At 65.4% G+C, this 17,257-nt stretch carries 19 protein-coding genes; 10 read left to right on the top strand and 9 right to left on the bottom strand.

The features are described from left to right. Positions 1-3: 3 nt before the first annotated feature. Positions 4-147 (bottom strand): hypothetical protein, encoded by a 144-nt coding sequence (locus G6N48_RS13795; RefSeq protein ID WP_161494168.1) that lies wholly within the window; start codon positions 145-147, stop codon positions 4-6. 253 nt (positions 148-400) lie between these two features. Between G6N48_RS13795 and G6N48_RS13790 the strand changes: the two genes are divergently transcribed. Beyond that, positions 401-1,039 carry an HdeD family acid-resistance protein gene (locus G6N48_RS13790; RefSeq protein ID WP_232066623.1) on the top strand — a complete coding sequence of 213 codons (639 nt, stop codon included), beginning with the start codon at positions 401-403 and terminating at the stop codon, positions 1,037-1,039. 4 nt (positions 1,040-1,043) lie between these two features. On the opposite strand, the gene G6N48_RS13785 is transcribed toward G6N48_RS13790, so the two are convergent. The 3 genes from G6N48_RS13785 to mdlC all read right to left on the bottom strand — a co-directional run bounded on the left by G6N48_RS13785 (position 1,044) and on the right by mdlC (position 4,587). After that, positions 1,044-2,258, bottom strand: a complete 1,215-nt coding sequence (locus G6N48_RS13785; protein ID WP_085267668.1) for a PucR family transcriptional regulator — start codon at positions 2,256-2,258, stop codon at positions 1,044-1,046. 287 nt (positions 2,259-2,545) lie between these two features. Then, positions 2,546-2,938: a tautomerase family protein gene (locus tag G6N48_RS13780; protein ID WP_085267669.1), complete on the bottom strand. Its 393-nt coding sequence runs from the start codon at positions 2,936-2,938 to the stop codon at positions 2,546-2,548. Positions 2,939-2,973: 35 nt separating this feature from the next. Then, entirely contained in the window at positions 2,974-4,587 is a 1,614-nt protein-coding gene (mdlC, locus tag G6N48_RS13775) for a benzoylformate decarboxylase (protein ID WP_085267670.1), read from the bottom strand. Positions 4,588-5,172: 585 nt separating this feature from the next. On the opposite strand from mdlC, the gene G6N48_RS13770 reads away from it, so the two are divergent. The 5 genes from G6N48_RS13770 to G6N48_RS13750 all read left to right on the top strand — a co-directional run bounded on the left by G6N48_RS13770 (position 5,173) and on the right by G6N48_RS13750 (position 10,772). Beyond that, positions 5,173-6,678 carry a long-chain-fatty-acid--CoA ligase gene (locus tag G6N48_RS13770; RefSeq protein WP_085267671.1) on the top strand — a complete coding sequence of 502 codons (1,506 nt, stop codon included), beginning with the start codon at positions 5,173-5,175 and terminating at the stop codon, positions 6,676-6,678. Positions 6,679-6,680: 2 nt separating this feature from the next. After that, positions 6,681-8,381, top strand: a complete 1,701-nt coding sequence (locus G6N48_RS13765) for a PHA/PHB synthase family protein (protein WP_085267672.1) — start codon at positions 6,681-6,683, stop codon at positions 8,379-8,381. A gap of 4 nt (positions 8,382-8,385) precedes the next feature. Further along, positions 8,386-8,616, top strand: coding sequence for a hypothetical protein (locus G6N48_RS13760; protein ID WP_163670834.1), 231 nt, complete (start codon positions 8,386-8,388; stop codon positions 8,614-8,616). After that, positions 8,613-9,506, top strand: a complete 894-nt coding sequence (phaZ, locus tag G6N48_RS13755) for a poly(3-hydroxyalkanoate) depolymerase (protein WP_085267673.1) — start codon at positions 8,613-8,615, stop codon at positions 9,504-9,506. Before G6N48_RS13760 ends, phaZ begins: the two co-directional genes overlap by 4 nt. Before the next feature lie 84 nt (positions 9,507-9,590). Next, positions 9,591-10,772, top strand: a complete 1,182-nt coding sequence (locus tag G6N48_RS13750; protein ID WP_085267674.1) for an acyl-CoA dehydrogenase family protein — start codon at positions 9,591-9,593, stop codon at positions 10,770-10,772. 164 nt (positions 10,773-10,936) lie between these two features. Here G6N48_RS13750 and G6N48_RS13745 read toward each other — a convergent pair whose 3' ends face one another. After that, positions 10,937-11,425, bottom strand: a complete 489-nt coding sequence (locus tag G6N48_RS13745) for an aminoacyl-tRNA deacylase (protein WP_085267675.1) — start codon at positions 11,423-11,425, stop codon at positions 10,937-10,939. A 10-nt stretch (positions 11,426-11,435) separates the two neighbouring features. After that, positions 11,436-12,284 (bottom strand): SDR family oxidoreductase, encoded by an 849-nt coding sequence (locus tag G6N48_RS13740; protein ID WP_085267676.1) that lies wholly within the window; start codon positions 12,282-12,284, stop codon positions 11,436-11,438. A gap of 305 nt (positions 12,285-12,589) precedes the next feature. Here G6N48_RS13740 and G6N48_RS13735 point away from each other — a divergent pair, with 305 nt between their 5' ends. Both G6N48_RS13735 and rsrA read left to right on the top strand, forming a co-directional pair. Beyond that, the gene (locus tag G6N48_RS13735; RefSeq protein ID WP_163670963.1) at positions 12,590-13,243 is read left to right on the top strand and encodes a sigma-70 family RNA polymerase sigma factor; all 654 of its coding nucleotides are present in this window, start codon (positions 12,590-12,592) and stop codon (positions 13,241-13,243) included. After that, positions 13,240-13,542, top strand: a complete 303-nt coding sequence (gene rsrA / locus G6N48_RS13730; RefSeq protein WP_085267677.1) for a mycothiol system anti-sigma-R factor — start codon at positions 13,240-13,242, stop codon at positions 13,540-13,542. The genes G6N48_RS13735 and rsrA overlap by 4 nt, the downstream gene beginning before the upstream one ends. Positions 13,543-13,551: 9 nt before the next feature. On the opposite strand, the gene G6N48_RS28940 is transcribed toward rsrA, so the two are convergent. Then, entirely contained in the window at positions 13,552-13,626 is a 75-nt protein-coding gene (locus tag G6N48_RS28940; protein WP_011728008.1) for a 50S ribosomal protein bL37, read from the bottom strand. Positions 13,627-13,833: 207 nt separating this feature from the next. On the opposite strand from G6N48_RS28940, the gene G6N48_RS13725 reads away from it, so the two are divergent. Continuing rightward, on the top strand, positions 13,834-14,049 hold the full coding sequence (locus G6N48_RS13725) for a biotin/lipoyl-binding carrier protein (protein ID WP_085267678.1): 216 nt from the start codon (positions 13,834-13,836) through the stop codon (positions 14,047-14,049). 49 nt (positions 14,050-14,098) lie between these two features. Next, the gene (locus tag G6N48_RS13720; RefSeq protein WP_085267679.1) at positions 14,099-15,601 is read left to right on the top strand and encodes a sensor histidine kinase; all 1,503 of its coding nucleotides are present in this window, start codon (positions 14,099-14,101) and stop codon (positions 15,599-15,601) included. Between the two features lie 78 nt (positions 15,602-15,679). Here the strand turns inward: G6N48_RS13720 and whiB1 are convergent, their stop codons facing one another. Together whiB1 and G6N48_RS13710 are read right to left on the bottom strand one after the other, a co-directional pair. Next, a complete protein-coding gene (gene whiB1, locus G6N48_RS13715; RefSeq protein ID WP_003874607.1) occupies positions 15,680-15,934 on the bottom strand; it encodes a transcriptional regulator WhiB1 in 255 nt (84 codons plus the stop codon). 281 nt (positions 15,935-16,215) lie between these two features. Further along, positions 16,216-17,181: a diacylglycerol/lipid kinase family protein gene (locus G6N48_RS13710; protein ID WP_085267680.1), complete on the bottom strand. Its 966-nt coding sequence runs from the start codon at positions 17,179-17,181 to the stop codon at positions 16,216-16,218. Positions 17,182-17,257 lie beyond the last annotated feature (76 nt).

Here is a 17,257-nt window from a genome sequence, read left to right as displayed (position 1 = left end):
CGGTCATGCGATTGCGGGCCGCGGGTAGCCGGGGGTGGGGGCCGGCCGGTTCGTCCCAAGTGCGACGTGGACGGCGGTGATGACCGCGGGGAGCAGCACGGGGAACAGGACGAGAACGAGCATTGCGGCGATGGACAGGTAAGTCATAATCTTCTCGCATTTCTGGGGCCGATGATCATGCGGTGCTGAGTTGTTCGACGTCCGTGTCGAAGAGTGTCAGCCGGTTGCGCAAGCGCGTCAGTGCGCTTGGAAGTGAAAATGTAGTGACGTTGTCTCGGCCTGGAATGTCGTCAACCGACGAACTTGCGCCGAACGTTCGTCTTCCGGGGACAAACGTGGTGTGCGCGCATCGCGATAGATCACCAGCCGGACCAGGCGTTGTTCGCGACAACTAGGAAGGATGCCGAATTGTGTCGCCGCGGACATTTTCTCTCCACCGGATTGGGCGAATCATATTTGCATGACAATGAGCGACCAGACAGTTTTCGAAGGTCCATTACGCCAGCTTGCTCGCAGCGCATGGCAGGTGCTTCTCCTGACCGGCGTCCTGGCTGTGGCACTCGGTGTCATTGTGCTGGCCTGGCCAGGCAAGACACTTCTCGTAGCGGGGATCCTGTTCGGGATCTACCTGGTGGTGTCCGGTTTCGGGTATGTGTTTGCCGCATTCGGCACACACGCCGGAGCCGCAATGAGAGTGCTGACATTCATCACCGGTGTCGTGTCGGTCATCTTGGGCTTCTTCTGCTTCCGCGATAAATTCGAAGCGGTCGCGCTTTTGGCCCTGTGGATCGGTATCGGCTGGGTGTTCCGCGGTCTGACGCTGCTCGCCGCGGCGTTGTCGTTCGACCACCTGCCCGGACGCGGCTGGCAGGCCTTCACCGGCATCGTCATCGTGATCGGCGGCGGCGTGATGATCATCTCCCCGCTCGATTCGATCGCGATCCTGACCCTGGTGGCCGGCTGTTGGCTGATCGTCATCGGCATCATGGACGTCATCACGGCGTTCCAGGTTCGCGGCCGGGCGAAGGCGGGCACCTAGCCACTCAGGGCAGTCGGCGTTCGACCTCGAAAGCCAGACACAGTTCGGCGAGATCTGTTGGCCGCGTGAGTGATCGGCCGGTCAACTCCTCGATGCGGCGCAGCCGGTGCCGGACAGTGTTGGGATGGCAGAAGATCTTCGCCGCGGTGTCGTTGGCAGAGCCGCCCGCCTGCAGCCAGGCCTGGAACGTATCGAGCAAAATCGTGCGCTCCGCGGTCGGCAGCTCGATCAATCGGCGTAGCACCGACGACCTGATCTTTGCCATGACTTCCGGGGCGCTCACCGCCGCGACCGCCAGAGGGGTGTCCTGAAACGCCGTGATCAGCGAGTCGGATGACGGCTTCCCGGTCACCGCTAACCGGGCGAATCGCAACGCATCGCTGGTTTCGGCCAAGTCGTCAAACGGCGGGCTGATGCCGACCCGGACCGTCGCGACCTGCCGGAGCACTGAGGTCAACGTGCTGATCGTGTCGCGTATCCGCACGTGGACGATGCCGACGTGTAAGTCCGGGAGCAGCCGCCACGCCGACCGGATATCGCGGGCAGCGAGCTTGTTTTCGATCGTGGGCAAGCCAAGTTTGCCGATCGCCGGCAAGTCGGCCGCGACGACGACGTATGGCCCGGTGGTGGGCAGCCGGAGCAAATCGGCTGCCTCCCAAAGGCTCTGGCTATCCGTTATCCGCCGAGACAGCAATGCCTCAACCAATGCCGACCTTTCCTCCTCCTGCTCCAGGATCTGCGCGGTCAGCTGCTGCCGATAGGCGCTGGCCATCGCCTGCGTGAAGGTGTCCTGCGCGATGAAGACGCGGGCGGTGGCGTCCAGGATCGATTCGGTGGGTACGCCCGCGGCCCGGCCAACGGCGAGGGTCTCCTCCCACATGAATCGGAATCCGATCCGGTAGGCCGTCATCAACGCCGGCAAGGGCAACCCGATCAGCGCGCGTGCAACTCCGGTTTGCTCGGCGGGCGAGACATCGACGTCCGCGTGGCCTGAAAGTGCGTGAAAAACGAACGTCAGGTTCGCCGCACAACTTGCGGCGACTTCGTCTCTTGTCACGGCGGTGCCGTCGCGGTACGCGTCGATCTCCCGGAACAGCCGATCGGCCAGCGCCCGGCCCAGCTCGGGGGCGCGGCCCAGCATCAGCTTGCTCAACTCGACGATATGCGGATCGGGTTCGGCGCCGTGCCGTACCCCGCCAGCGTGCGATACCGCGCTCATACCCGAAACCCTATGCCCGGCCACTGGGGTGATGGGAGTGGTCACAACGAACCGGTTTCGTCTGTCGACAAAAACAGTCACGAGCATCTTCGTCTCGGGCCGACGAGTGCTGGAGGCCGGTCGGCGCCTGACTTGCAGTTACATGGGAAGGCACATTGTGTCGCGGCATGCCCTGCGGACGGTCTTGGGCCTGAGTCCAGGGGCAACGCCGGACCGGTTTCTGGTCGGGCTCGCCGTGCTGAGCCTGCTGTCCGACGCGGCCGCGCAGCAGCCGCTGTTGTGTTTGATCAATGACAGACCCAGGCCTGCTCTTGCCCGGGCTCGGGCAGGACACGGCCACCTTCGACCGCTCCGCTCGCCGGACTGTTCTGGATCACCACCAGAACCCGGGCGGCGTCAATATTGGCAATCCGGGACACGGCGGATGCGATTTCCGTTGCCAGACGGGTTGTTTCGTCTAGTGGGTGACCGGATCGCACCCAACTGTTGACCAGCACCGGATCCGCGGGCACGCCGTCGGTGTAAATCCCGCCGTGCGGGAGCTCATGAAAAACAACGTTGACGTAGGTGCTGGGCACATGATTGATCTCGGCGTGGATGCGGCTGAGCTCTCGAGCCAACGCGCTCTTGACGTCGGCGGTAAGCGTCCCCGTTGTCGTCGTGCAGGTGTAGACCGGCATGGTCACTCCGTGAAATAAGCGATGAGCTGACGGCGTCAGCCCAAATGCGTAGCTTGCGGTTTGGTAGGCACCACGATGACGGTAGGCCCTTCGGCGTTCAGCGCGTTGGTGAATTCGTGCGCCAGTTTCTCGGTGGTGTCGACGTTGACCGCGTGGCAGCCGAAACCTGTTGCGATGGAGGCGATGTCGAGGCCGGGCAAGTCCAGTCCAGGCACGCCGGGTGTCTTCTCCAACACCGCGAACGACTTCAGGATTGAGTATTCGCCGTTGCGCATCACGACGAACACGATGGGCAACTTATGTTGGGCGGCCGTGTATATGGCCTGCACCGAGTATTGGAATGATCCGTCGCCGATGGTGGCGACCACGGTGCGCTTGACGCCTCGGGCTCGGTCGCCCAGCGCGATGCCGACCGCCGCGGGCACGCCCCAACCGATACCGCCGCTGGGGGTGGCGAAGAACGAAGCCGGGCGGGTGCTGGGCAGGAATCGCGTTTGTTGGGCCTGGGTTGATGTCGACTCGGTGACCAGGGGCGAGTCGGCGGGCTTGACGGTGCTCAATGTCTGCCATACGGCATCCGCAGTCAACGGTGCCGATCCGCTCACGTCAACGGCGCCAGTGTTCGCCTTCCGAGGCGGGACCGAGCGGTCGCTGTGGTCGTCGACCAGCTCCACCAGCTGCTCCAACACCAGCAGGGCATCACCCAGCACGCTGTCACCCACCGGCGCGGTCGCGGCCAGTCGAGGATCGGCGGTGATCTGCAGCAGCTCGGTGCCCTCGGGCAGATACTCGCCCGCCACGTAGGGGTAGTACCGGAAGACCTGCGCCCCGATGACCACCACCAGGTCGTAGCTCTGTAACGTCTCAGCGACACCAGCGACGGTCATCGCCAGCTGCCCTTGGAAAAGCGGATGATCCTCGGGGAACGACGCCCGGTCGGGCAACGCGCTGCCGTATACCGGCGCGCCGACCTTCTCGGCGAACGCGACTCCGGCATCCCAGGCGCCACTGCGATCGACTTCAGGCCCGACCACCAAAGCAGGCCGCTTAGCCTTGTTGATGCGTTCGGCGAATCCGCGCAGCCGTGCGGCATCGGGGCTGACGCGATGACTGACCGTGCGGATAACCGCGGGGCCCAGCGCGGGTTTCTCCCAGTCGTCAAGCGGTATCGACAAGAACACCGGACCGGCTGGCGGCTGCAACGCGACCGTGTAGGCCCGCATGAACGCCGCCGGCACATCCTCGGCGCGCTTCGGCTCGTATGCCCACTTCACCCATGGCTGCGGAAACACCGTCTCATCCGGATTGCTCAGATACGGCTCACACAAAACCATTTCGCGGGTCTGCTGGCCGGCCGTAATGATCAGCGGTGTGTTGCCCTTGTACGCCGCCACCACGCTGCCCATCGCGTTTCCGGTCCCCGCGGCGGTATGCACGTTGACCAGTGCGGGCTTCCCGGTGCATTGGGCGAACCCGTCGGCCATGGCCATTACCGAGGCCTCCTGCAACCCCAGGACATAGGTGAAGTCGTCGGGAAAGTTCTTCAGAAATGTCTGCTCGGTGGAGCCTGGATTGCCGAACACGGTGGTCAGACCCAGGGTGCGCAACAGGTCATAGGTCACCTCATGAACGGATTTCTGGTCAGCCATCGCCCTATCCGACCTTCCACTAGACGAGTCGCGTCAGTGCATTCTGATCGCGCATTGCTACCCAACACCTCACTCCAACCGCCGATGGCTGTCTATGTGCTCGGCAACAACGTCCAACCCCAGCCCATGTCCCAGGAAACAATCGCCCGCCCGGACTTGCGCGTCCGCAGCCCGGGACGGGCTCGCTCGATGCGTCGAAAACCATTCGTCGACAACGGCGTCCGCGCCGGATTGTGCCGAGTTCCAGCAGCCCTTCATCACATTGTGCACCCGTGATGACCGAGAGAAACGCGACTTCGCGGGAGTTGTGCGGCGGATTCATCGGCACCACAACGGCACCGGCGTGCAAGACGCCGCAGAAGACGACTGCGAATTCCGGACCGCTCGCCAACAGGACCTCCGTATCGAACAAGCACGCCATGGCCGCACGTCAACGGCGATCGGCAATCAGCTGTGCGCCATCACACCGAGGCGGCCGGGTCGTTGTGCCCGCCGACATTGTCGCGTGATGTCGCCGAGAGGACGATTGTGTTCCTCGGGACAGCCCTGGAAGCGGGCACACCATTAGATCCACAGAGGCAGAACATGACCGGCCTGAGCGCCAATCTCGTCGCATCCATGCAGCGCGACCCTGACCGCGTCGCGCTGCGGTGCGACGACCTCCAATTCACCTTCGCTGAGTTCCACGCTGCAGCGTCCCGGGTGGCGACGCTGCTCGAGCAGGCCGGAATCGAACCGGGGGATCGGGTCGGCGTGATGCTCCCCAACACACCCGCATTCGCCATCGTGTTCTACGGGATCATCTATCGCGGTGCGGTCGGGGTTCCGATGAATCCCTTGCTCAAGGCGCGTGAGGTGTCCTATTACCTGTCCAACAGCGGCGCAAAGGCGTTGTTCGGCACACCCGGCTTCGCCGGCGAGGCCAGCGCCGGCGCCCAGGAAACGGGTTCGGAGTTCTGGATTGTCGATGACGCCGGCCTGATGGAGCTGATCGCCGACCTGCCGCCCCAAGACGCACCTGTGGAACGTGGCCACGACGACGTCGCGGTGATCCTGCACACCTCCGGCACCACCGGCAGGCCCAAGGGCGCCATGCTCACCCACGGCAATCTGGGCCGCAACGCGGAGGTCAGTGTCCGCACCCTCGTCGAAACGGGGCCCGACGATGTGGTGATGGGCTGCTTGCCGTTGTTCCACGTGTTCGGCTTGACCTGCGGGCTCAACGGGGCGGTCCTCGCGGGTTCGACGTTGACGCTCATTTCGCGGTTCGATCCGCGCAAGGCTCTCGAGGTGATCGAGCGCGACGCCGTCACCGTGTTCGAGGGGGTGCCGACGATGTACTCGGCGCTGCTCAGCGTGGCCGACCAGGCCGCGGCGAAGGCGACGCGCACGTTGCGGGTCTGCGTCTCGGGTGGTGCCGCGATGCCCGTGCAGGTTCTCAGCGATTTCGAAAAGGCCTTTGGCTGTACCGTTTTGGAGGGCTATGGGCTCTCCGAGAGCTCACCTGCGGCCGCGTTCAACCATCCGCACCGGGAGCGCAGGGTGGGCTCGATCGGGACCCCGATCGAAGGTGTGCAGATGCGGGTTGTTGACCTGGACGGGCTTGAGGTGCCGCAGGGCAACACCGGCGAGATCCAGATCCGCGGGCACAACGTGATGAAGGGCTACTGGAACCTTCCCGACGCGACAAAGGCAACCATCACGCCGGATGGTTGGCTGGCGACCGGCGACGTCGGACGCATCGACGAGGACGGGTACTTCTACATCGTCGACCGGACCAAGGACATGATCATCCGGGGCGGCTACAACGTCTACCCCCGCGAGATCGAGGAAGTGCTCTACGAGCATCCCGCGGTGGCCGAAGCCGCGGTCATCGGGGTCCCGCACGACTCGCTGGGTGAGGAGGTCGGCGCGGCCGTCGCCCTCAAAAAAGACGCTGCGGCCACGCCCGATGAGTTGCGTGACTACGTCAAGGCCCGGGTGGCCGCTTACAAGTATCCGCGCAAGGTTTGGCTCGTCGACGAGCTACCCAAGGGCCCCACCGGAAAGGTCCAGAAACGCGACATCATTGTACCGGAAGGCACACAATAGTTATGCCAACTCCCAAAGATCCCACCACCAAAGTCGACGAGCTGGCTGCGCCGCTGGATCTGCTTCTCACCAGCGCCACGAAGCCATTCGTCGGCCGGATGATGCCTAACGCCACCTGGGCCCGCTTCGCGGGTAGCCTCGCCCAGCAGCCCGGCGCGGTGGCTGATCGCGTTGGCGCGCTGGCCCGTGAGTTCGCCAGTATCGCGACGGGCAAGTCGCACCGCGCTCCGGCACGTGCCGACAAACGGTTCGCCGACCCCGCATGGGAACAGAATCCGCTGCTGCACCGGATCATGCAGGCATATTTGGCGGGTTCAGAGACCGCCGAGGGGTTGCTGGCCGACGCCGAGCTGGATTGGCGCGATAGAGAGAAGATGCAGTTCGTCATCGACAACTTTGTGGAGGGCCTCGCGCCCAGCAACAACCCGCTGATCAGTCCGCTGGGCTGGAAGGCGTTGATCGATACCGGCGGCCTGAGCGCGGTACGCGGCGCGAGAGCCTTTGCCCGAGACATGCTTTCGAAGCCTCGAGTGCCGGCGATGGTCGAGCCCGACGCCTATGCGGTGGGGGAGAACCTGGCTGTCACCAAAGGAGCTGTCGTAGTGCAAACCTCGGTGTTCGAGCTGATTCAATACGCCCCGCAGACGCCCACGGTGCGCACGATTCCGTTGCTCATGGTGCCGCCGGTGATCAACAAGTACTACGTGATGGATATCGCGCCGGGGCGCAGCATGATCGAGTACTTCGTCCAGCAGGGCCAGCAGGTCTTCGTGATTTCGTGGCGCAATCCGCAAGCACGCCATCGAGATTGGGGCTTCGACACCTACGGGGCGGCGATCGTGGAGGCGATGGACGCGGCGGAGAAAATTACCGGGGCCGGCAGTACCCACCTGTTGGCCACCTGCTCGGGCGGAATTCTCGCAGCGATGACGGCGGCTCACCTCGCCGAGATCGGGGAGGGCGACCGGATCGCGGGCCTCAACTTGGCGGTCACCGTACTGGATGAGACCCGGGCGGGCTTTGCGGCAGCCGCGATGAGCGACCGCGCTGCGCAGGCGGCGATACGAGTATCGGCCAGGAAGGGTTTTCTGGATGGACGGGACATGGCCGAGATGTTCGCCTGGCTGCGTCCCACCGACCTGGTCTGGCGGTATGTGGTGAACAACTACGTGCAGGGCCGCAAGCCGGCGGCGTTCGACGTGTTGTTCTGGAACGCCGACACGACCCGGATGGCCGCCGCGCTACACCGCGACCTGGTGCTGATGGGTCTGAACAATGCGCTGGTGACTCCCGGCGGGGTCAGCATGCTGGGCAGCCCGGTCGACCTCTCCAAGATCACTTCGGACGCCTATATTGTCGGCGGCGTCGCCGACCACATCTGTCCATGGCAGGCCACCTACCGCAGCGCGCGGCTGCTCGGCAGCAAGGACAACCGATTCGTGCTGTCAACCAGCGGTCACATCGCGGCGTTGGTCAATCCGCCAGGCAACCCCAAGGCGTCGTTCCGCACCGGCCCAGTCGACGTCGAGGATCCCCAGCAGTGGCTCGAGTCCGCTGAAAAGCATGTGGACTCCTGGTGGCCGGATTACGTCAGCTGGCTCGCTGAGCGCAGCGGATCGGAGGTTGACGCGCCGAAAGCGCTTGGTGGCGAGGAACTTCCGCCACTGGGTCCAGCGCCTGGCGGCTACGTGATGGAAAAGTGACAAGATGACCGCCCATACGGTCATCGCACTGTCCGAGCTCACCGGCCGACTAGCCACTGTCCGTGGCGCGTTCGCAAGCGGACGCACCCGGGCGGTCAATTGGCGACTGCACCAACTTGGACGAATCGAGCGACTTCTCGACGAGAACGAGGATCAGATCGCGACAGCCCTGGGTCAAGATGCCGGCCGCGAAACCGACGAGGTACCCAGCACCGTGCGCAGGATTTCGCTATGACGCAGCACAAGTCACGGGCCGCCGGCAAGCGTCGACCGACCAGGGAGCGGCAACGTCTTCGTGCCCTACCGGTAAGTCTGTTCGGCGAAGAGTGCTACGTCGCCACCGGCGGGCAGCGGATCCGGGTGAACGTGCGAGGGGGAACCGGTGTGCCGCTGGTGTTGTGTAATGGCATCGGGGCAAGCCTGGAGGTGCTGGACCCGCTGGTTGAGCAGCTCGATCCGGACACCACGGTGGTGAGATTCGATGTGCCGGGGACCGGAGGATCGCCCACATCCCCTGCGCCCTACGGGTTCCCCTACCTTGCATGGGTGTTGGGCCGGGTGCTGTCCGGGCTCGGCATCGGCGTGGTGGATGTGCTCGGTCTGTCCTGGGGTGGGGCGCTTGCGCAGCAGTTCGCCTTCCAAAATCCGCGCCGATGTCGGCGCCTCATGCTGGTGGCAACGGGCACCGGGGCGTTGATGGTGCCCGCTCATCCACGTGTACTGGTGAAGATGGCTACCCCGCGCAGGTTTTCGGATCCGGACTACGCCGCCTCCATCGCCGGTGAGCTTTACGGCGGCACTGTCCGCGCTCACGGGGAGGATGTGGCGCGATTGTTCCTGCAGCAGTTACACGCGGGATCGAAGGTGGGCTACCTACATCAGCTCCTCGCGGGTTCGGTGTGGACCAGCTTGTTCGCGCTGCCTGCCGTGCGGCAGGAGACGCTCATCGTGGCCGGCGCCGATGATCCGATCATTCCGATAGTCAACGCGCACATCATGAACGCGTTGCTTCCCCATTCGCGACTTCACCAACACAGCGGCGGCCACATCGATCTCGTGCACAACGCGGGCGAGCTGGCGCCCGTCATCGAAACGTTTCTGCACCAACCGGGCGAGCGGCCATAACCATGACAACGAGACCCAAACCGCTCAGCTCGTTTGAGACACGAGGCGCCAAGGACGCCGACCCTGCCACCGCCGCTCTCGGCGATGACATCGGGCCTTGCCCGGGGGACCGACTACTTCCTCATGAAAGAGCAGCTGACCGAATCGGAAAGCGAGATCATTGCCAAGGTCCGGGCGTTCGGCGAAGCCGAAGTCCTCCCGGTCGTCAACGACTACTGGGAACGCGGCGAATTTCCGTTCGGGCTGGTCCCAAAGCTTGCAGCGCTGAACATCGTCGGCGACTACAACCTCCGCGACTGCGGGTGCACACCGATGAGCGCGGTCGCCGCCGGCCTTGTCATCTACGAACTGTCCCGCATCGACGGGAGCATCGCCACGTTCTTCGCGGTCCACCTCGGATTGGCGATGCAGTCGATCAACCTCCTGGGCTCGCAGGAACAGCGGCAATGTTATCTACCGGCGATGGCGCGCCTGGAAAAGATCGGCGCGTTCGCCCTGACCGAGCCCGAACACGGTTCGGACGCCGTCATCCTCGCAGCCACCGCGGAACGGCAGGGCGATGAATGGGTGCTCAACGGCCGCAAGCGCTGGCCGGGCAACGCCGTGTGGTGCGACTACATCGTCGTATACGCCCGCGACACCGCGGACAACCAAGTCAAGGCGTTCGTCGTGGAGAAGGAAAACCCTGGATACACGGCGACAAAGATCGGCGGCAAAATGTCGCTGCGGATGGTACAGAACGCCGACATCACCCTCACCGACTGCCGCGTCTCCGACGATGCCCGGCTGCAGAACTGCAACAGCTTCAAAGATGTGGGCAAGGTGCTCGCCGGCACCCGCAATTCCGTCGCGTGGGCGTCGGCCGGACACGCCGTCGTGGCCTACGACATCGCGCTGAACTATGCCCTGCGACGAAAGCAGTTCGGCAGGCCGATCGCCAGGACCCAGATCATTCAGTCGATGCTGGTAGAGATGCTCGGGGACCTCACCGCGATGCAGCTCTACGCCATCCGAATGGCCCGGCTCATCGATGAGGGCAAGGTAGAAGAAACGATGGCCGCACTCGCCAAGTACTACTGCACGGTCAAGGGCCGCAACGTGTGCCGACTGGCCCGCGACGTGTTAGGCGGCAACGGGATCCTGCTCGACTTTCATGTCATGCGCCACCTGTGCGACATGGAAGCCCTGGTCACCTATGAAGGAACCGCCGAGATCCAGTCCCTGATCGTCGGCCGGCACATCACCGGGCAGAGTGCGTTCGCCTGAACCACGCGACGGCAGGCAAAGTCACCGGCTCAGTTCGGCTCGGTGGGTTTCGCCGCCATCGATCTGATGCGCCGATCCCGCACCCGCGGGTTTGAAACGAATACTCGCCGATGAGTCCCCCGCCGTGGTTGATCATCAGCGACACGCTCACGAGCCGTTTGAGGTCAGGTGCGGATCTGCGCCGCCACCGCGCCGGTGATCCGGACCAGATCTCTGGGCGACACCCCCACCTCCCAGCCGCGCCGGCCGGCGCTGCAGTACACGCGGTTCCACGAGAGGGCTTCCGCGTCAACAACGGTCGGCAGCGGCTTGCGCTGCCCGAACGGTGACACGGCGCCCAGCACGTAACCCGTCGCCCGTTCGGCGGCGGCCGGCTCCGCCATGCCGGCCTTGGCCACGCCCAGCGCCGCGGCGGTCGCCTTCAGCGAAAGGCGGCCCGACGCCTGCACAACCGCGACAGCCAGGCCGCCGGGCACCGCGAGCACCAGGGTTTTGAAGATCTGTTCGGGCGCAATGCGTCCCGCCCGCGTCAGCTCGTCGATCGCTTCGGCGCCGAACGAGCGGCGCCCCGCGTCATGGTCGTACCTGAGGATCTCGTGCGGCACGCCGGCCGCGACGAGGGCGGCAAGCGCCGGCGTCGCCGCGCCGGTCACCTCGCTCCCCTTACGGCTGGACGTATCCCGGCGGGTTGACACCGTCGACCCAGAAGTCCACGCCCAGTTGCGAACCGGGAACGCAGTCGTAGACCGAGAGATCCTTGACGCCGGACTCGACCAGCACGTCCTCGCACAGCAGCATGTTGCCGGTGTACTCCTTCGACGGCTTGTTGAGGATGACGTAGGCCGCGTCGGAGTACACCTCGGGCTTGCGCGCCCGGCTCATCGCCTCTTCACCGCCAAGCAGGTTCTGCACGGCGGCGGTGGCCACCAGCGTGCGCGGCCACAACGTGTTCGACGCGATCCCCTCCTCGCGCATCTCTTCGGCGATCCCCAGGGCGCACAGCGTCATCCCGAACTTCGCCATCATGTAGGCGGTCGGCTTGAGCCACTCGCTGCCCAGCAGCACCGGCGGTGACAGCGTCAGAATGTGCGGGTTCTCCCGGCCCTTCAGGTGCGGGATGCACGCCCGCGAGACCGCGTAGGTGCCGCGCACCTGGATGCCGTTCATCAGGTCGAAGCGCTTCATCGACACCTCGGTGATGGATCCGAGGTTGATCGCCGAGGCGTTGTTCACGCAGATGTCGATGCCGCCGAACTGCTCGACGGTCTTGGCCACCGCGGATTCGACGGAATCGGGATCGCGGACGTCGCCGACGATCGGCAGCGCCTGTCCGCCGGCCTCCTCGAGCTCCTTGGCGGCGGTGAACACGGTGCCCGGCAGCTTCGGATGCGGCTCGGCGGTCTTGGCGATCAGGGCGATGTTGGCGCCGTCCCGGGCGGCGCGTTTGGCGATCGCGAGGCCGATCCCACGACTGGCGCCGGAGATGAACATGGTCTTGCCTGATAAGGACATGGCGTCACACTAACGCCAGCCCTTCCGGGCGAGTTCACGGCCCGAGTTTGCTCGGGAAATACCGCGGCCGGGAGCACTGTTGGTTTATGTGATTTATTCGGTTTCCGATGCGGATGCGGCGGCGGCCCGGGCAGACACTGTCGGGGGCAGCCTCTAGATTGGGAAGGAGCAGTCTGGTGTCGACGGCGACGAGCCTGTTGGACAGTCCAGCAGGCGCCGAGCAGTTGGTTCGCCTCATCGCGAGCCCGGCGGCGCTATCGGTGCTCTCCGGCAACACCGCAGCAGAAGGGACCGGGTTGATCGATATGGCCGACTCTGACGATGGCCGAGACGGCGCGGACCTGACCGCGGCCGCCCCCCACGAGGAGACCGACGAGGAACTGACGGCGCGCTTCGAGCGCGACGCGATTCCCCTGTTGGACCAGCTCTACGGCGGTGCGCTGCGGATGACGCGCAATCCCGCCGACGCCGAAGACCTCCTGCAGGAGACGATGGTCAAGGCCTACGCGGGGTTCCGATCGTTTCGGGCCGGTACCAACCTCAAGGCGTGGCTGTACCGGATCCTGACCAACACCTACATCAACAGCTACCGCAAGAGGCAGCGCCAGCCGGCGGAGTATCCCACCGAGGAGATCACCGACTGGCAGCTGGCTTCCAACGCCGAGCATTCGTCGACGGGGCTGCGCTCGGCCGAGGTCGAGGCCCTCGAAGGGCTGCCGGACTCGGAGATCAAGGAAGCGCTGCAGGCGTTGCCGGAGGATTTCCGGATGGCCGTCTACTACGCCGACGTCGAAGGTTTTCCGTACAAAGAGATCGCCGAGATCATGGATACGCCCATCGGAACGGTAATGTCGCGGCTGCACCGCGGCAGACGTCAGCTGCGGGAACTCCTGGCCGACGTGGCCAAGGAGCGTGGCTTCAACCGCGGCCGGCAGGCGCACGAGGAGGTGTCGTCATGAGCGAGCTGTCGGACCCGCGCGAGCTGTGCCCCAACGACCATGCTCACGGCGACATCGGCTGCGCCGAGGTGATCGCCGAGGTATGGACCCTGCTCGACGGTGAGTGCACGCCAGAGGCACGCGAGCGCCTGCGCCAGCACCTCGAAGCATGCCCCGGGTGTTTCAAGCACTACGGCATCGAGGAGCGGATCAAGTCGCTGATCGCGACCAAGTGCCGGGGCGAGAGGGCCCCGGAGTCGCTGCGCGAGCGCCTCCGGCTGGAGATCCGCCGGACCACCATCATCCGGGGAGCGGAATAACCGCTCCCGTCAGGCGTTGGGCCGCTTGCCGTGATTGGCTTTGCTGTGCTTGCGGTCGCGCTTCTTACGGCCACGCTTGGCCATCGTCGAAACCTCCGTGATTGACGTCAGATCGAGCGCCCCGCGCCCGTCGGCTTACCGTCAGTCTCTCACGGCGCGGCGCCGGCTCATCAGAGGCCCTGCGCGCCGCGGTCCCGACCGGTCCTATGGTTCGATATACACCTGAGCCTGATGCGGGCTTGCGGGACCAGCAGCTTGCCTGCGCGAATGGCCGAAACGAGCGGAGTGAGTATGGCCGAGGATGTGCGCGCCGAGATCGTGGCCAGCGTGCTCGAAGTCTGTGTCAGCGAGGGTGACGAGATCGGCAAGGGTCACACCGTGGTGCTGCTGGAGTCGATGAAGATGGAGATTCCGGTCCTGGCCGAAACCGCCGGCACCGTAAGCAAGGTCAGCGTTGCGGTCGGCGATGTCATCCAGGCGGGCGACCTGATCGCCGTGATCAGCTAGCCGTTGCGCCGGTTGTGCCCAGCGCCCGGGAACGACTCGGGGGTCAGTGATGTCCACTCTCGGTGATCTGCTTGCCGAGCACACCATGCTGCCCGGTAACGCCGTCGACCATCTGCACGCGGTGGTCGGGGAGTGGCAGCTGCTGGCCGACTTGTCGTTCGCCGACTACTTGATGTGGGTGCGCCGCGACGACGGCGTGCTGGTCTGCGTGGCGCAATGCCGGCCGACGACCGCGCCCACGGTGCTGCAGACCGACGCCGTGGCCACCGCCATCCCCGACGAACGCTTGCCGCTGGTCGCCGAGACCTTCGCATCCGGCGCCGCCCGGGGCGAGAACGAACTGAGCCAACAACATTCGTGGTTACTGCCCGGCACGCAGGTCGAGGCCTCCCCGGTGCGGTACGGCGGCCAGGTGGTGGCCGTGCTCACCCGGCACCAGACAGCGCCGTCGCCCGACGACTTGTCCGGCCACCTGGAGACGGCCTACCGGGAATGCGCCATGAACCTGGTGCACATGCTCTCCGAGGGCACCTTCCCCGACGTGCGGGACGTGGCCATGTCGCGCTCGACGCCGCGGGTGGGCGACGGCTTCATCCGCCTGGACGTCGACGGCGTCGTCGCCTACGCGAGCCCCAACGCGTTGTCGGCGTATCACCGGATGGGCCTGACCAGCGAATTGGAGGGCCACCACCTCGTCGACGCCACCCGGCCCCTCATCTCGGACCCGTTCGAGGCGCAGGAGGTGGCCGAGCATGTGGAGGACCTGGTCGCCGGCGGGAAGAGCATGCGGATGGAGGTCGACGCCGGGGGAGCAACGGTGCTGTTGCGCACGCTGCCGTTGGTGGTCAAGGGCGCCAGCGCGGGCGCCGCCGTGCTGATCCGCGACGTCACCGAGGTGAAGCGCCGCGACCGGGCCCTCATCTCGAAGGACGCCACGATCCGTGAGATCCACCACCGGGTGAAGAACAACCTGCAGACCGTCGCGGCGCTGCTGCGCCTGCAGGCCCGCCGGACGGTCAACGCCGAGGGCCGCGAGGCGCTGATCGAGTCGGTGCGGCGGGTGTCGTCGATCGCGCTGGTGCACGACGCGCTGTCGATGTCGGTCGACGAGCAGGTGAACCTCGACGAGGTGATCGACCGGATCCTCCCGATCATGAACGACGTGGCGTCGGTGGACCGGCCCATCCGGATCAACCGGGTCGGCGACCTCGGCGTTCTGGATTCCGACCGCGCGACCGCCCTGATCATGGTGATCACCGAGCTCGTGCAAAACGCGATCGAGCACGCCTTCGATCCGGCCGCGCAAGAAGGGTCGGTGACCATCCGCGCCGAACGCTCGGCCCGCTGGCTCGACGTCGTCGTGCACGACGACGGGCGCGGGTTGCCGCAGGGATTCAGCCTCGAACACTCCGACAGCCTGGGCCTGCAGATCGTGCGGACGTTGGTGTCCGCGGAACTCGACGGCACGTTGGGCATGCGGCAGGGCGCGGGCGGTGGTACCGATGTGGTGCTCCGGGTGCCGATCGGGCGGCGGGCCCGGCTGCAGCTGTGAGGCGACCGGCGCGGCCGGGGCCCCGCACAACAGTGCGGCCCCGACGAATTCGTCGAGGCCGCACTGTATGCAACTGGGTCAGACTCCGCTACGGGCCTTCGTCCGCGCATTGCGACGCTTGAGTGCGCGTCGCTCGTCCTCGCTCATGCCGCCCCAAACCCCCGAGTCCTGGCCGGTGTTCAAAGCCCAGCCGAGGCACTCCGTGGTGACCGGGCACCGATTGCAGACCAGTTTTGCGTCAGCGATCTGTGCGAGCGCCGGGCCGCTGTTCCCTACCGGGAAGAACAGCTCCGGGTCCTCGTCGCGACAGACCGCCTTGTGGCGCCAATCCATACCTTGATACTCCTCACTGAGTGCGCAGCAAGGCGCACGGCCTTTTTCTTAGGCTGTTACCGCGTGCACAAGAAAAGGTTCCGCGCCCCTACGTAAATTTCTGCATGCAACCTTTCGATCGTTTCACAGGCTCAACAGATGTCAATAGCGTGCGTTCGCTCGTGGGCTATCTCACTTTGACCGTGCTGAAACCGCGCCATTACTCCGTTGTACTACACTGATCGGCTACTCTGGCGGAATTTTTTCCGCCGGGCGGCCGCTGGTGGCACTGTTTGCGCAGGTCAGGTCGGATCCTTGTGGGGCGGGGCCACCACGGCCAGCGCGTTCGGGACGGCCCTGAACGTCATTGTCTCCCGCAGACCGAGGTAATCGCCGTCGAACTGGCAGGCGACCGGAACCCCGGTCGAGGTTACCTGTAGAGAGGGCACGTCGTCCTCGGTGATCAGGTGCTTGAAGTCGAACGTCGGCCGTTTGGCGAACATCTGGCGCACGATCCGCAGGGTGGGGATGGGCTTCATGCTGGTCGGCGCGAAGACCCCCAGTCCGGACTCGAAGCTGCAGCCGGGATTGGTCCACACCGGACGCTCGTTTGCGAAGGTCCACGGACTGGAATTCGACACGAAGACGAAGCTCACCCCGCTGATCGCTTCCCGGCCGGGCAGTTCCAGTTTGAGCATCGGCTCGCGCCGGGTGTAACCCCACACCGCGGGCACCGCGGCCCGGATGTAGCGCCAAGCCGTGACCTTGCCGCCCTTGTCGCGTTCGGCCTCGACGGCTGCCACCACCTCGGCGTCCACGCCCATGCCGGTGTTGAACACGGCCCACCGCTCGCCGCAGTCGATCAGCCCGATGCGCCGCCAGGTGCGGTGGCGGCGGTAGTCGTCGAGCAGCTGGATGAGCTGGTTGGTGGCCGCGACGGGGTCCCGTGATATTCCCAGGGATCGCGCCAGCACGTTGGCCGAGCCGCCGGGCACCACCGCCACGGCCGGCACCGGACCGGTCGGTAGGGATCCGGGCTGCCCCAGCAGGCCGTTGACCACCCCACTGACCGTCCCGTCGCCGCCGTGGACCACTACCAGGTCGACGCCGTCTGCGGCGGCTTTGTGTGCCAGCTCGGCGCCGTGACCGCGGTGCCGGGTGTGTTCGACCGTGAGCTGCAGCCGGCTTTTTAGCGCGTGCGCCAGCAGGTCGCGGCCGGCCGGGGTTGTCGAGGTCGCGGTGGGGTTCACGATCAGCACGGCGCGCATGATGCACGAGCTTATGCGGGGCCGCTAAGGGCCTGCTGTGGGGAACACCGGGTCGCGGGGGACGGCCCGCGGGGCT

Origin of the sequence: Mycobacterium parmense (assembly GCF_010730575.1) — a bacterium.
Classification (GTDB): domain Bacteria; phylum Actinomycetota; class Actinomycetes; order Mycobacteriales; family Mycobacteriaceae; genus Mycobacterium; species Mycobacterium parmense.
Note: the sequence above shows the minus strand (reverse complement) of the source record. Positions and strands in the feature narration are given on the sequence as shown.

Excerpts from the sequence above, each read along its gene's own strand:
- rsrA (WP_085267677.1), top strand. The coding sequence starts at position 13,240 with ATGAGCGAGCTGTCGGACCCGCGCGAGCTGTGCCCCAACGACCATGCT.
- G6N48_RS13735 (WP_163670963.1), top strand. The coding sequence starts at position 12,590 with ATGGCCGACTCTGACGATGGCCGAGACGGCGCGGACCTGACCGCGGCC.
- mdlC (WP_085267670.1), bottom strand. The coding sequence starts at position 4,587 with ATGGCTGACCAGAAATCCGTTCATGAGGTGACCTATGACCTGTTGCGC.
- G6N48_RS13720 (WP_085267679.1), top strand. The coding sequence starts at position 14,099 with ATGTCCACTCTCGGTGATCTGCTTGCCGAGCACACCATGCTGCCCGGT.
- G6N48_RS13710 (WP_085267680.1), bottom strand. The coding sequence starts at position 17,181 with ATGCGCGCCGTGCTGATCGTGAACCCCACCGCGACCTCGACAACCCCG.
- G6N48_RS13770 (WP_085267671.1), top strand. The coding sequence starts at position 5,173 with ATGACCGGCCTGAGCGCCAATCTCGTCGCATCCATGCAGCGCGACCCT.
- G6N48_RS13790 (WP_232066623.1), top strand. The coding sequence starts at position 401 with ATGCCGAATTGTGTCGCCGCGGACATTTTCTCTCCACCGGATTGGGCG.
- phaZ (WP_085267673.1), top strand. The coding sequence starts at position 8,613 with ATGACGCAGCACAAGTCACGGGCCGCCGGCAAGCGTCGACCGACCAGG.
- G6N48_RS13750 (WP_085267674.1), top strand. The coding sequence starts at position 9,591 with ATGACATCGGGCCTTGCCCGGGGGACCGACTACTTCCTCATGAAAGAG.
- G6N48_RS13780 (WP_085267669.1), bottom strand. The coding sequence starts at position 2,938 with ATGCCGGTCTACACCTGCACGACGACAACGGGGACGCTTACCGCCGAC.
- whiB1 (WP_003874607.1), bottom strand. The coding sequence starts at position 15,934 with ATGGATTGGCGCCACAAGGCGGTCTGTCGCGACGAGGACCCGGAGCTG.
- G6N48_RS13740 (WP_085267676.1), bottom strand. The coding sequence starts at position 12,284 with ATGTCCTTATCAGGCAAGACCATGTTCATCTCCGGCGCCAGTCGTGGG.
- G6N48_RS13760 (WP_163670834.1), top strand. The coding sequence starts at position 8,386 with ATGACCGCCCATACGGTCATCGCACTGTCCGAGCTCACCGGCCGACTA.
- G6N48_RS13725 (WP_085267678.1), top strand. The coding sequence starts at position 13,834 with ATGGCCGAGGATGTGCGCGCCGAGATCGTGGCCAGCGTGCTCGAAGTC.
- G6N48_RS13795 (WP_161494168.1), bottom strand. The coding sequence starts at position 147 with ATGACTTACCTGTCCATCGCCGCAATGCTCGTTCTCGTCCTGTTCCCC.
- G6N48_RS13765 (WP_085267672.1), top strand. The coding sequence starts at position 6,681 with ATGCCAACTCCCAAAGATCCCACCACCAAAGTCGACGAGCTGGCTGCG.
- G6N48_RS13785 (WP_085267668.1), bottom strand. The coding sequence starts at position 2,258 with ATGAGCGCGGTATCGCACGCTGGCGGGGTACGGCACGGCGCCGAACCC.